Raw genomic sequence first — 12414 nt, forward strand, 5'->3', positions numbered from 1 at the left:
GGGCTTCGAGCACGGCCAATTCGTCCAGAAAGTCGGCTTGCGCCCCGGCATCGGCCTGGCAAGGCATGGGCGTGGTGAGCTTGTAGGTAAAGCCCAACCGATGGAGCAGGTCCGTCAGGCCCGAGACCGAGTAGTGCACTTGGTAGGTGCGCAACAGCCAGTCCCGCACGCCCTGACAGTCCGTGTAAAGGGTCGCGTTGACCTGCTGGCACAGGTGCGCCAGCTGGGCGCTGGTCAGTAAGCCCCAGTAACCCGGCTGCTCGTGGGCCAGGTACTGGTCCACGCCTAACGTGCCAAAGGCCCGGACGTAACGGTAGACCGTGGCTTCGTCCAGGCCCAGGTCATCGGCAATGATGGCCAGTGAGCGACCCTTGTCCAGAAGCAGAATGACCGTGACCTTGACATAGCCCGCCTCGTCACGCCGTTGCTTTTGCAACTGCCGCAACTGCTGGCGTTCGGGCGCGGTCAACTTCACGTTCATAACACAAGTTTATAACTTTGCCGGTAACTTATTCGCAATTCACTTCGTGACGAGTATAACTCAATCGTCGAAACAAAAGAATTACTGCGGCACGCGAGATGCTCCGGCCACGCGGACGCCAGATGAGCATGACGGGTCTTTATTCAGTTTAACTAGCGGCGGGCAGCAGGGTACTTGATGCGCACCTTTTTCCAGTACACGTAGTTGCCGGTTTTGGCCTCTACCAGGTAAGTGCCGGCCGGGATGCGGCCTAAATCAACGGGTGCGCCGGTGTTGTTGACGGGGTCCAGCTCGGTCTGGTAAATGACTTTGTTCTTGTAATCGGTCATCACCAGCGTGCCGGGCTTGGTGAACTGCTGCGTGAAGCTGAGCAAAATGCTGGTCGAGTTCGGCTTGGGGAAAACGTCGATGCCCGACAGCGTCTCAATCCGCTTAATGGGTCCATCGAGCGTGACAGCCCCGGCCGAGCCTTTGGCTTTCACGGTAGTTCCCGACTCGTCGGACTTGCTCTTGGTCTTGATTTTGGTTTGAGCCTGCGCAGCACCGGCAACTAATAGAGCCGCCGCGAGTGCGAAAGAGGGGAGGAATTTCATGAGGTATTGAGGGGAGTGAAGCGACAAAGAAACGCAGTTGCCAGCGGCCTTTGCATACTCCGTACCAAAGTTTGGGTTTTGCCCCGGCGGCCTAGTGGCTACCTTCGCACAAAAAAGCGGAAACCTCCCCAATCCGTTTTAATCAGTTAGAATCCGTTAAACCTGCGGTCCATGCTACGTACCCACACCTGCGGCGAACTCCGCCCCGAACACATCGGCCAAACCGTTACGCTTTGCGGCTGGATGCAGCGCACCCGCGACAAGGGCTCCATCCTCTGGATTGACCTGCGCGACCGGTACGGCCTCACCCAAATTGCTTTGGAAGAGGGCGTAGAAGCCGAGGCGCTGCGCGAAACGGCTCGCCACCTCGGCCGCGAATTTGTGTTGAGCGTGACCGGCAAAGTGACCGCGCGCTACTCCAAAAACGACAAGCTGCCCACCGGCGGCATCGAAATCCGCCCCGAGAAACTCGAAATTCTCAACCCCGCCAAGCTGCCGCCCTTCCTCATCGAAGACGATACCGACGGCGGTGACGACCTGCGGATGAAGTACCGCTACCTCGACCTGCGCCGCACCCCGGTGCGCAACAACCTCATGCTGCGCCACAAAATGGCCCAGGCCGTGCGCCGCTACCTGGACGGCCAGGACTTTATCGAAGTGGAAACGCCGGTCCTAATCAAGTCCACGCCCGAAGGCGCGCGCGACTTCGTGGTGCCTTCGCGCATGAACCCCGGCGAGTTCTACGCCCTGCCCCAGTCGCCCCAAACGTTCAAGCAGCTGCTCATGGTGGCGGGCTTCGACCGCTACTTCCAGATTGTGAAGTGCTTCCGCGACGAAGACCTGCGCGCCGACCGCCAGCCCGAATTCACGCAGATTGACTGCGAAATGGCGTTCGTGACGCAGGAGGACGTCCTCGACATGTTTGAAGGCTTGGTGCGCTACCTGTTCAAGGAAATCAAAAACCTCGATTTCCCCACCGTGCCCCGCATGACCTACGCTGACGCCATGCGCGACTACGGCAACGACAAGCCCGACACGCGCTTTGGGATGAAGTTCGCCGACCTCACCGAAACGGTACGCGGCCAAGGCTTCCCCGTGTTCGACAGCGCCGAGCTGGTCCTGGGCATCAACGCCGCCACCTGCGCCGCCTACACCCGCAAGCAGCTCGACGAGCTGACCGACTTCGTGAAGCGCCCGCAAATCGGGGCCACCGGCCTCATCTACGCCCGCGTGGAAGCCGATGGCCAGGTAAAGTCTTCGGTAGACAAGTTCTACTCGCAGGAGGAATTGAAGAAGTGGAGCGCCGCTTTCAACGCCAACCCCGGCGACTTGCTCTTGCTGTTGGCGGGCACCGAAACCAAAACCCGCAGGGCCATGAGCGAGCTGCGCCTCGAAATCGGCCAGCGCCTGGGCTTGCGCAACAAGGAGGATTTCTCGCCGCTGTGGGTGGTCGATTTTCCGCTCCTGGAATACAGCGAAGAAGAAAATCGCTACTTCGCCATGCACCACCCGTTCACCTCGCCCAAGCCGGAGGATTTGGCCCTGCTCGACTCGCCCGCTACCATCGGCCAGGTGCGCGCCAACGCCTACGACCTCGTGATAAACGGCGTGGAAGTGGGCGGCGGCTCCATCCGCATTCACGACCGCGCCGTGCAGGCCCGTATGTTCGCCCTGCTCGGCTTCAGCTCCGAAGAAGCCCAGGCTCAGTTCGGCTTCCTGCTCGACGCCTTCGAGTACGGCGCACCGCCCCACGGCGGCCTCGCCTTCGGCTTTGACCGCCTCTGCAGCCTCTTCGGTGGCTCCGACAGCATTCGTGACTTCATCGCCTTCCCCAAAAACAACTCCGGCCGCGACGTGATGATTGACTCGCCTTCGCCGATTTCGGACGTGCAGCTGAAAGAATTGAGCATTGCCACGGCGGTAGTGGCGAAGTAGCTTTTCTCGACGCCTCATAAAACGGAAGCGGCGACTGATACATCAGTCGCCGCTTCCGTTTTATGAGGCGTAGTATTTGTACTGTTTTTAGGGTTGACACCTCAAAACGCACCGTTCACCGGGCGGGGTAGGGTGTTGAACGAAGGCTAAAATCTGACCGTGCCCCGGCCTAGTAGGTTTGTATCAGTTAAGCATCTCAACCCTCGTACTCATGTCCAAGCTGTCCATTTTTGCCGCCGTTTTTCTGTTCTGGACTGCCCTTGCTGCTTCTCTTATGCAAGTGCAGTTAGTGGCTTCGCCGGTGCATAAGATGCGGGTACCGACTTACCGTTCCATGCGCATGCACTCTACTGTTATTGCAGAGGTGAAGGCGGGCGCTACCACAGCTTCCTATAATTAATCCTTGCTAATTATGGTCTCGTCTGTTATTGCCAGACCAATTATGTGATAATTTCCGACTAATAAAGCGTTCGAAAAGCTATAGATAAATTGAAGAGCCACGCCCATTAGGCGCGGCTCTTTTGCGTAGCAGTGGGGCGTATTAAAAGCGACCGCCGTATTTTTACTGATGCCTGCTGCCATTCAAGCCGAGTACCATGTTTACGGAAGCCGATTTAGAAGCCTTGGTACCACGCAAGATTTTTGAGCGCGGCAGCGCGTATTATTACGAGGACAATGCTGTAGGGCGTATTCGCCGCACCGGCGATACCTTCAAAGCCAAGGTTGAAGGAACCGAGACCTACCGCGTTGAGCTGACAATCCGCGCCGGCAAACCGCCGAAAATTTATTGCGACTGCCCTTACGACTACGGCGACGTGTGCAAGCACGGCATTGCTCTGGGCTTGGCCGTGTTGGAGTGGTTTGGCTCCGCCGAGTCCGAGCAAGCCCCCGCCACTCCCGAAGTGTTGACCGGAAAGGACCGCCGCGCCCACCTGCTGACCGCCGCCTGGGCCCGTACCAGCGACCGGCAGCGGCTGGATTTTCTGCGGCAGCAGCTGCTCCAGAAACCTAAGCAACTGCACCGGTTCCTAGAAGTATTCGAGTTCGACGAGGCGGCGCTGCTGGCCGCCGGGCTCAGGGAACAGCCCGGTAGCTCCAAGTCGGTACCCGCCCGCCGGTCGTCGCCGCCACTCGCTACTCGTTCACTGCCGTTGCGGCGGCCGCTCACCTTTCTGGAACAAGCTCACCGACTCATCAAAGACAAAAAGACCCAGGAACTGCTGCCGCTGCTGTTGGCGACGGATTGGCTGCGGGAGTCGGCGGGCAACAACCCTCAAGCGTGGGCTGCCGTGCTGGCCGCGTCGGCCCAGGTTCAACCTGATGCCACGTTCGACGCGGTGATGGAGCGCTTCGAGGAGTATCTGAACAATCAGTCGTTGCGCGGTAGCCCACTTTACTACTTTATGGCAACGTGCCTGCGCACCCTGGTGGTGCTCCCGGCCCTCGGGCAACAGGTGCAGCTGTTTGCTTCCGAGCTGTTGCAACGGTACCGCCGGCTCACGTCCCTGCGGCAAGCCCTGACCACCGCCGGCTTTTTCCCGATTGAAAATGAGCTGGCAACCGGTCTGCCACCCAAAAAGCGCGGTCGTCCGCCCGGGAATCCGACTCGGTAAAAAAACAAAAAAAGCGTCCGACGGACGCTTTTTTTGTAGAAATACTATGACGATGGCTAGAAATTTCGTTCGCCAGTTTCGCGCTTACCAAGCATTACCGAGCCCACCATGGCGGCCAGTAGCAGCACCGAAGCCAGCTCAAACGGCAGCGCGTATTCCTTGAAAAGCACCATGCCCAGCTTATCAACCATACCAATCTGCGAATTGAAATTAGCCGGGTCGTAGCCGACCGGCTGAATGTCCCGCATGGCGGCTACCAGTATCAGCAGCAAGGAGCCCCCGGCGATGGCGGCCGCAAACTTGGCCAGTGCGGGCTTGTGCGGCTCGGTGTCCTCGTTCAGGTTCAGGAACATAATCACGAACAGAAACAGCACCATGATGGCACCGGCGTACACGATGATGTTCACGGCGGCCAGAAACTGCGCGTTTAGCAGCAGGTAGTGGCCCGAGAGGGTGAAGAACGTAAGGATGAGGAACAGGACGCTGTGCACCGGGTTTTTGGCCAGCACCACGCCCAATGCACTCAGCAAGGCCACAAAACAGAGAAAGAGAAAGAGAGGGGACATGAAGGTGTCATGCTGAGCGCAGCGAAGCATCTTATCACGCTTGCACTACTAAATGGTAATATGTTCCGACAAAGGCAGCGGTGATAAGATGCTTCCTTCGTCAGCATGACAGGCAATTACGCCAGCTGCGTGCGCAGCTTGTCGGCCTGCTCAGGCGTGAGCTGAATGCCGCGCTTTGAGCGGTTATCCGGTGTCACGGGTTCCACCAGCCGGTCTTTGCCATAAATGAACTCGTCGCGCTCGAAACGGGGCGGGGCCATTTTATCGGCTTGCAGGTACACGGCGGCTTTCGGGCAGGCTTCTTCGCAGAGGCCGCAGAAGATGCAGCGCAGCATGTTGATTTCGTAGCTGACGGCGTATTTCTCCTCGCGGTAGAGGTTTTCCTCGCCCTTTTTGCGCTCGCCGGCCACCATGGTAATGGCCTCGGCGGGACAGGCCACGGCGCAGAGGCCGCAGGCCGTGCAGCGCTCGCGGCCGGCTTCGTCGCGCTTCAGCACGTGCAGGCCCCGGAATACGGGCGAGAACGGCCGCGTCTCTTCCGGGTAGCGGATGGTGATTTGCTTCTTGGTAGCAGCCCGGAAAAAGTGCTGCATCGTAATCGAAAGGCCTTGAAAAATAGCCGGCAGGTAGGCCCGCTCGGCCAAGGTCATGGGCTTTTTGGTGAGGACTTTGGCGCGGTTACTTAGGGATTCCATGGTCGTTATTTAATCACGCCGAACGTAATCAGGCCGCCCGTCAGCATGATGTTGAAAATAGCCAGCGGGATGAGAATGGTCCAGCCCAGGCGCATCAGCTGGTCGTAGCGGAAGCGCGGCAGGGTCCAGCGCACCCACATAAAGAAGAAGATGAAGCCGAAGATTTTGCCGAACAAGCCCACCAGCCCGAGGATGGTGATGATGTTGGAAGCCGTCACCAGCTCCAGGCCCTGCGCCGATACCAGCCAGTCGCGCAGGTCGTACTGAAAGGGGAAATTGAAGCCGCCAAAGTAGATGACACTCATCACGGCTGAAGCCACGAACACGTTGATGTACTCCGCAAACAGGTACAGGCCCATTTTCATGGAGCTGTACTCGGTGTGGTAGCCGCCAATCAGCTCGGTTTCGCACTCCGGCAAATCGAAAGGCGTGCGGTTGGTTTCGGCAAAAGCGCACACGATGAAAATGACGAAGCCCAGCGGCTGCTTCATCACGTTCCAATTGAAGATGTCCTGCCACACGAACGGGGCCGCCGAGGACTGCTGAAAGGTGATTTCGCGCAGTGACAGCGTGCCCGAAATCATGAGTACCGCAATCAGGGCCAGGCCCATGGCCAGCTCGTAGCTGATGTTTTGCGAGGCGGCGCGAATAGCACCCAGCAGCGAAAACTTGTTGTTCGAAGCCCAGCCGCCAATCATGATGCCGTACACGCCCAGCGACACCATGCCGAACACGTAGAGCATGCCGACGTTGATTTCAATGCCCTGCAGGTGAATGGCGGTTTCGCCAAACTGCAGCACGTTGCCAAACGGAATCACGGCCGACGACATTAGCGCCGTGGTCATGGCCAGGCAAGGCCCAAACACGAATAGTGCGCGGTTGGCACCAGCCGGGAAAAATTCCTCCTTGGTAAAGAGCTTCACGGCATCGGCCAGCGGCTGCAGCAAGCCGAAAGGACCGGCGCGGTCCGGACCCACCCGGTCCTGCAAGAACGCGGCGATAACGCGTTCGGCGTAAGTAGAATACGTGGCAATCAGCAGCGAAACGCCGAAGACAACTAGAACGACGAGGCCTTGCCAGCCCAGAGCGGGGAGAGTCATATGTTTGTGTTACAAGTCGGCGGTCATTCGTTTGTCCGTCATGCTGAGCGTAGTCGAAGCATCTCTACTGTTTCGTTATAAGAAGCAATTAATACTCCTTAGTAGAGATGCCTCGACTGCGCTCAGTATGACGTTCTGTTGTGATGACGTGCGATTATTAGTAGTTGATTAGCCGTTCAAGCCACCCAAACGGAGCGGCGGGTTTTGTTCCAGTTCGCGCACCGTGCTTTCCGGCAAGTCGGCAATTACCTGCTGATTCAGCACCGGTAGCTCGTAGTGGTTTTGGGCGATAACCGAAGCGCGGTTGATGTGCGCCGGGCCTTCCAGCGTCCAATCGGAGGTTTCCTTTTTGTCGAAGCGACAGGTGTTGCAAATCCACTCCTTTACTTCGCCGTACTCGTCCTTGCGGGCGGTTACGCGCAGCACATCCTTGCCTTTGTACCAAAGGGTTACGTGGCCGTTGCACTTGTCGGTAGCGCAGTCGCGGTGCGCATTCATGGGCTTGGTGAACCACACGCGCTGTTTGAAGCGCCAGGTTTTATCGGTGAGTGCGCCCACCGGGCACACGTCGATGACGTTGCCACTGAACTCGTTGTCGATGATGTTTTCGATGTAGGTACCGATTTCCGACGCATCGCCGCGGCCTAGCACGCCGTGCACGCGGTCGGGCGTGAGCTGGTCGGCCACGTACACACAACGGTAGCACAGGATGCAGCGCGTCATGTGCAGCTGAATGAGCGGGCCGATGTCGATTTTCTCGAATGTGCGGCGCTCTTCCTCGTAGCGGGTGGTGCTCAGGCCGTGCTCAAAGGCGAAGTCCTGCAAGTCGCACTCGCCGGCTTGGTCGCACACCGGGCAGTCGAGCGGGTGGTTGATGAGCAGCATTTCCACAATGCCCTTGCGCACGTCCATCACCTGCTGCGAAGTCGTGTTCTCGACCACCATGCCGTCCTGCACCGTGGTGATGCACGAGGCCACCAGTTTGGGCATCGGCCGCGGGTCTTTGGCCGAGCCTGCCGCCACGCGCACCAGGCAGGCGCGGCACTTGCCGCCCGAGCCCTTCAGCGGGGTGTAGTAGCACATGGCGGGCGGCACAATGCCGCCGCCAATCTGGCGGGCCGCGTTCAGGATGGTTGTTCCGTCGGGAACTTCCACCTCAATGCCATCGAACGTTATTTTAGCCATTGGTATAATTAATCAAAATTACATCTGTCCTGCTGAACAGGGAAGAACGTCATGCTGAGTGGAGTCGAAGCAGGACGTTCTGGTTTGTTGTACTTGAGTTAGGCCAGTACCGCCGCGCCGCGGTAAGCGGCGCCGGGCATGGTTGCCTCTTTGGGATGCTTCACGTGCCACTCAAACTCGTGGCGGAAGTGGCGCACGGCGGCGGCTACCGGCCACGCGGCGGCTTCGCCCAGCGGGCAGATGGTGTTGCCTTCAATTTGCTTGGCTACGCTCACAATCAGGTCGATGTCGTGCATGGAACCGTGGCCGTGTTCGAGGCGGTGCAATACTTTCTCGAGCCAGCCGGTGCCCTCACGGCAGGGCGAGCATTGCCCGCACGACTCGTGGTGGTAGAAGCGGCTGTAGTTCCAGGTGTTCTTCACGATGCACGTGGTTTCGTCCATCGCAATGAAGCCGCCCGAACCGAGCATAGTGCCCGTGATGAAGCCCCCGTCGCTCAGCGACTCGTAGGTCATCAGGCGGGGTTCGCCGGCGGCGGTTTTCAGAATCAACTCCTTAGGCAGAATTGGCACCGACGAGCCGCCGGCCACTACGGCCTTCAGGTCGCGGCCTTTCCAGATGCCGCCGCAGTACTCATCGGAGTAAATGAATTCTTCGACCGGCACGCCCAGCTCAATTTCGTAAATGCCGGGCTTGTTGACGTGGCCGCAAGCCGAAATCAGCTTGGTGCCGGTGCTTTTGCCAACGCCGATTTTGGCGTATTCGTCGCCGCCTTCGTTCACGATAATCGGCACGGCCGCAATGGTTTCCACGTTGTTCACCACCGTGGGGCGGGCATATAGCCCCTGCACGGCCGGGAACGGCGGCTTGTTGCGCGGGTTGCCACGCTTGCCTTCCAACGATTCTAGCAACGCCGTTTCTTCGCCGCAGATGTAAGCGCCGGCTCCGGGGTGCACGTGCAAATCGAGCGAGTAGCCCGAGCCGAGGATATTCTCGCCCAGGAAACCGGCCGCGTAAGCCTCCGCAATGGCCTTTTCCAGAATGCGCAACACGTACAACAACTCGCCGCGGATGTAGATGTAGCTGGTGCGTGCGCCCAAAGCGTAGCTGCCCGTAATCATGCCCTCAATGAGCAAGTGGGGTAGTTTCGACATCAGCTGCCGGTCCTTGAACGTGCCGGGCTCCGACTCGTCCGCGTTGCAGACGAGGTAGCGCGGCACGCCCTCCGGTTTGGCCAAAAAGCCCCACTTCATGCCGGCCGGGAATCCCGCGCCGCCGCGCCCGCGCAGACCCGACTTCTTCACTTCCTCCGTTACCTCATCGGGCGTCATCGTTTTGAGCGCCTTTTCCACGGAGCGGTAGCCGCCGTGCTTGCGGTAAACCTCAAAAGTGTTGATGCCTTCGACGTTAATGTGTTCGGTTAATAGCTTGCGTCCCATAATAATAAGCGTTATGCTGATGACTTATGCTGATGACTTTTAAACTATTGATGCCGCTGTTCCAAACGCATCAATCGGGACTCAAAGTCTTGATTGATAGTTTGCTGCTGGCCCAAAGCTTTACTAATGGAATAGGTCATGAATTCCATGTTGGTTTTGCTTTCTTCCTGAAAGACCGTCAGGATGTTGTTTGTGTGCTCTTGCTGTTTTAGTACGACCTCCGCAGTGCGATTCAGCGCATCTTTCATGGTTCTGATGTCGCTTTGCATCGCACGGATGCCATCCTTCATCTCATGCATCTCGATGAGAATCTCAGAAATGATAAGCGGCAAATCCTGATTTTGGTCAGCCATAATTTTAGTTATCCTGAACGGAGTTAGGCAGGCCGTTTTCTTCCCACGACAAAATGGGGCGGTGCACCAGATTCCGCAGTTCGTTGAGCATGGCATCCACTGCTTCCGGCGTGTGCAGCTGCTCATAATACTTCTCGCGCACCTGCACGATGGGGGCGAAGCCGCAGGCGGCCAGGCACTCCACTTCTTTGAGCGTGAACACGCCGTCGGGGGAGGTTTCGCCCATTTTGGCGCCGGTGATGCGCTCCAGGTGTTCCGTTAACTCGTCGGAGCCGCGCAGCATGCAGGGACCCGTGCGGCACACCTCCAGCACGTGTTTGCCCACCGGCTTGAGGTTGTACATGGTGTAGAACGAGGCCACTTCGTACACTTCAATCGGCTTGATGTTCAGCGTCTCAGCCACCAAGTCCTGCACCTCGGGACTCACCCAGCCGCCAAATTCGGCCTGTGCGATGTGCAGAATCGGCAACATGGCCGACTTGCTCCGGTCTTCCGGGTAGTGCGTGAACAGGCGCTTGATTTCCGCTTGGCCAGCGGGCGAGAATTGCAGTTTCTTGGGCGAGGTCGTCGGCTCCATATCAATCAGTTTCAACAAAAACTAAGCGTCTAGCTCGCCGGCGATGACGTTCATGGACGAGAGAATAACAATGGCGTCCGAGAGCGTCGTGCCCACGGCCATTTCCGGATAGGCTTGATAATAAATGAAGCACGGCCGGCGGAAGTGCAGGCGGTAGGGCGTGCGGCCACCGTCCGAAACCAGGTAGAAACCCAGTTCGCCGTTGCCGCCTTCCACCGAGTGGTACACCTCGCCCACGGGGGCGTCGATTTCACCCATCACGATTTTGAAGTGGTAAATCAGCGCCTCCATGTTCTTGTACACGTCCGGCTTGGTGGGCAGGTAGTAGTGCGGTGCATCGGCGTGGTAGGGGCCTTCGGGCAGGTTATTGAGGGCCTGTGTGATGATGCGCAGGCTCTGCCAGATTTCCTCGTTGCGCACGATGAATCGGTCGTACGTATCGCCGTTGGTGCCCACCGGAATGTCGAACTCGAAGTCCTCGTAGCTCGAGTACGGGTTCATGGCGCGCACGTCGTAGTCGACGCCCGCGGCCCGCAGGTTGGGACCGGTGAAGCCGTAGTTCAACGCTTTTTCGGCCGAAATCGGGCCTACGTTCACCACGCGGTCCATGAAAATGCGGTTGCGGTTGAATAGGGATTCGAACTCTTTCATCACCACCGGGAAGCTTTTGAGCCAGGCCCGAAGTTTATCGAGCGCCACCGGGCTCATGTCGCGCTCCATGCCGCCCACACGGCCCATGTTGGTGGTGAGGCGGGCGCCGCACACCTCCTCGTAGATTTCATAGACTTTCTCCCGTTCTTGAAACAGGTAGAGAAAGCCAGTAAACGCGCCTGTATCCACACCCAGGATGGAGTTACAAATAAGGTGGTCGGTAATACGGGCCAACTCCATCATAATCACGCGGATGTACTGCGCCCGCTTGGGTACCGTCACGCCGAGCAGCTTCTCCACCGTCATGTGCCAGCCCAGGTTGTTGATGGGCGACGAACAGTAGTTCATCCGGTCGGTCAGCGTCGTGATTTGGTAAAACGGCCGGCGCTCGGCAATCTTCTCAAACGCGCGGTGGATGTAGCCGATGGTGGGCACGCCGGACACAATCCGCTCGCCATCCATTTGCAGGATGTTCTGGAAAATGCCGTGCGTGGCCGGGTGCGTCGGACCCAGGTTCAGCGTCGTCAGCTCCTGGCTGAAGTCGTTGAGCAGGGGCATGAGTTGGCCGTGGCGCTGGGCGGCGGCCTCTTCAATGATTTTATGGGTGCCCGCCAGGGCGTCGTTTACTGCCATGATAAGGGTATCAGGGGCCTAGCGGCCGAAAAACAGGTCGGTTTTGTCTTCGCGGGTACCATCCTCCAGCGGGTATTGCTTCCGCATGGGGTGGTAGTCCATGTCCTCCACGTTGAGGATGCGAATCAGATTGGGGTGGCCGGTAAAAATGACGCCGTAGAAGTCGTAGGCCTCGCGCTCCATCCAGTTGGCGGCGGCGTAGAGGTTGCTCAAGGTCGGCACCACCGGGTCGGCCACGGGGAAGAAGATTTTCAGGCGCAGCCGGATGTTCTGGGTCAGGCTGTGCAGGTGGTAAATCATGCCCAGCTCCTTGCCTTCGTTCTCCGGGTAGTTGATGCCGCACATCGTGGTCAGGAAATTCAGCTTGATTTCCTGGTCCTGCTGCAAGCCGGCAATAACGCCGTGGATGTGCTCCCGCGTGGTGGTCACCGAAAGCAGGCCGTACTGCTCTTCCACGTCAGTGAAAGTGGCCTCGCCAAACAAACGGTGCAACAGCGCCAGCACCCGCGCATTCTGGACCTTTACCGGGTCTTCGGCAACAGCAACTTCGGGCGCGGCGGCAGATTCCTGTGGAGTCATTCGGGAAGGGGTAG

At 58.4% G+C, this 12414-nt stretch carries 14 protein-coding genes; 3 read left to right on the top strand and 11 right to left on the bottom strand.

All coding sequences use genetic code 11. From position 1 onward, the window contains the following. Positions 1 to 481, bottom strand: a 481-nt coding sequence (locus IEW17_RS10560; RefSeq protein ID WP_188562007.1) for a helix-turn-helix domain-containing protein, incomplete at its 3' end; no start/stop codon positions are given. 152 nt (positions 482 to 633) lie between these two features. Beyond that, on the bottom strand, positions 634 to 1074 hold the full coding sequence (locus IEW17_RS10565; protein WP_188562008.1) for a T9SS type A sorting domain-containing protein: 441 nt from the start codon (positions 1072 to 1074) through the stop codon (positions 634 to 636). A 171-nt stretch (positions 1075 to 1245) separates the two neighbouring features. On the opposite strand from IEW17_RS10565, the gene aspS reads away from it, so the two are divergent. From aspS to IEW17_RS10580, 3 genes are all read left to right on the top strand, one after another. Then, positions 1246 to 3009: an aspartate--tRNA ligase gene (gene aspS / locus IEW17_RS10570; RefSeq protein WP_188562009.1), complete on the top strand. Its 1764-nt coding sequence runs from the start codon at positions 1246 to 1248 to the stop codon at positions 3007 to 3009. Between the two features lie 211 nt (positions 3010 to 3220). After that, complete coding sequence (locus tag IEW17_RS10575) at positions 3221 to 3409, top strand: hypothetical protein (RefSeq protein ID WP_188562010.1); 189 nt, start codon at positions 3221 to 3223, stop codon at positions 3407 to 3409. Positions 3410 to 3605: 196 nt separating this feature from the next. After that, a complete protein-coding gene (locus tag IEW17_RS10580; protein WP_188562011.1) occupies positions 3606 to 4622 on the top strand; it encodes an SWIM zinc finger family protein in 1017 nt (338 codons plus the stop codon). 56 nt (positions 4623 to 4678) lie between these two features. On the opposite strand, the gene IEW17_RS10585 is transcribed toward IEW17_RS10580, so the two are convergent. From IEW17_RS10585 to IEW17_RS10625, 9 genes are all read right to left on the bottom strand, one after another. Further along, positions 4679 to 5188 (bottom strand): NADH-quinone oxidoreductase subunit J family protein, encoded by a 510-nt coding sequence (locus IEW17_RS10585; RefSeq protein ID WP_188562012.1) that lies wholly within the window; start codon positions 5186 to 5188, stop codon positions 4679 to 4681. A 116-nt stretch (positions 5189 to 5304) separates the two neighbouring features. Further along, a complete protein-coding gene (locus tag IEW17_RS10590; protein WP_188562013.1) occupies positions 5305 to 5883 on the bottom strand; it encodes a NuoI/complex I 23 kDa subunit family protein in 579 nt (192 codons plus the stop codon). A gap of 5 nt (positions 5884 to 5888) precedes the next feature. After that, on the bottom strand, positions 5889 to 6983 hold the full coding sequence (nuoH, locus tag IEW17_RS10595; protein ID WP_188562014.1) for an NADH-quinone oxidoreductase subunit NuoH: 1095 nt from the start codon (positions 6981 to 6983) through the stop codon (positions 5889 to 5891). 168 nt (positions 6984 to 7151) lie between these two features. Next, on the bottom strand, positions 7152 to 8168 hold the full coding sequence (locus IEW17_RS10600; RefSeq protein WP_188562015.1) for an NADH-quinone oxidoreductase subunit G: 1017 nt from the start codon (positions 8166 to 8168) through the stop codon (positions 7152 to 7154). Between the two features lie 98 nt (positions 8169 to 8266). Next, a complete protein-coding gene (gene nuoF / locus IEW17_RS10605; protein ID WP_188562016.1) occupies positions 8267 to 9607 on the bottom strand; it encodes an NADH-quinone oxidoreductase subunit NuoF in 1341 nt (446 codons plus the stop codon). Between the two features lie 44 nt (positions 9608 to 9651). Continuing rightward, on the bottom strand, positions 9652 to 9960 hold the full coding sequence (locus tag IEW17_RS10610; RefSeq protein ID WP_188562017.1) for a hypothetical protein: 309 nt from the start codon (positions 9958 to 9960) through the stop codon (positions 9652 to 9654). Positions 9961 to 9964: 4 nt separating this feature from the next. Beyond that, positions 9965 to 10537, bottom strand: a complete 573-nt coding sequence (locus IEW17_RS10615) for an NADH-quinone oxidoreductase subunit NuoE family protein (protein ID WP_188562018.1) — start codon at positions 10535 to 10537, stop codon at positions 9965 to 9967. A 21-nt stretch (positions 10538 to 10558) separates the two neighbouring features. Further along, complete coding sequence (gene nuoD / locus IEW17_RS10620; protein ID WP_229748949.1) at positions 10559 to 11746, bottom strand: NADH dehydrogenase (quinone) subunit D; 1188 nt, start codon at positions 11744 to 11746, stop codon at positions 10559 to 10561. A gap of 93 nt (positions 11747 to 11839) precedes the next feature. Beyond that, positions 11840 to 12400 carry an NADH-quinone oxidoreductase subunit C gene (locus IEW17_RS10625; RefSeq protein WP_188562020.1) on the bottom strand — a complete coding sequence of 187 codons (561 nt, stop codon included), beginning with the start codon at positions 12398 to 12400 and terminating at the stop codon, positions 11840 to 11842. Positions 12401 to 12414 lie beyond the last annotated feature (14 nt).

Source organism: Hymenobacter frigidus (genome assembly GCF_014640435.1).
Lineage (GTDB): Bacteria > Bacteroidota > Bacteroidia > Cytophagales > Hymenobacteraceae > Hymenobacter > Hymenobacter frigidus.